This is a genomic window from Paracoccus niistensis (genome assembly GCF_042432925.1).
GTDB classification, from domain to species: Bacteria; Pseudomonadota; Alphaproteobacteria; order Rhodobacterales; family Rhodobacteraceae; genus Paracoccus; species Paracoccus niistensis.
The window spans coordinates 1-696 of the sequence record NZ_JBHLWE010000084.1; the positions used below are offsets into that span (position 1 = coordinate 1).

Below are 696 nucleotides of genomic sequence, written 5' to 3' on the forward strand. Positions count from 1 at the left end.
GGCCGCGTTCGCCGCCGCGATCCCCGACAGCATGGCGTTGTGGTTGCCCTTGATGCGGGGAACGTTGACCATTCCCGCCGAGCAGCCCAGCAGCACCGCCCCCGGCACCGTCATCTTCGGCAGAGACTGCCAGCCGCCTTCGGAAATCGCGCGGGCGCCATAGGCCACGCGCTTGCCGCCTTCCAGCAGCTCCGCGATGGCCGGGTGGTGCTTGAAGCGCTGGAACTCGGCGTAGGGGTAGAGATACGGATTCTCGTAGTTCAGGTGGACCACGAAGCCGATGAAGACCTGGTTGTTCTCGGCATGGTAGATGAAGGACCCGCCGCCCGCGTTCTTGCCAAGGGGCCAGCCCATCGTGTGGACGACGGTGCCTTCCTTGTGCTTGGCGGGGTCGATCTCCCAGATCTCCTTCATGCCGATGCCGAACTTCTGCGGCTCGTGCCCGGCGGACAGGTCGTATTTTTCGATCAGCTGCTTGGCGAGCGACCCGCGCACGCCTTCGGCGATCATGACATACTTGCCGCGCAGTTCCATCCCCGGCTCATAGGAGGGGCCGGGGGTGCCGTCGGGGTTCTTGCCCATCTCGCCCGCGACGACGCCGGCCACGCGGTCGCCGTCCATCACCAGCTCGGAGGCCGCCATGCCGGGGAAGATTTCCACGCCCAGCCCTTCGGCCTGCTCGGCCAGCCAGCGGCA

Annotated in this window: 1 protein-coding gene; it reads right to left on the reverse strand. The window is 66.7% G+C overall.

All coding sequences use genetic code 11. The features are described 5' to 3' along the window. Positions 1 to 696, reverse strand: a 696-nt coding sequence (locus ACFFII_RS17725; RefSeq protein ID WP_377700197.1) for an NAD(P)/FAD-dependent oxidoreductase, incomplete at both ends; no start/stop codon positions are given.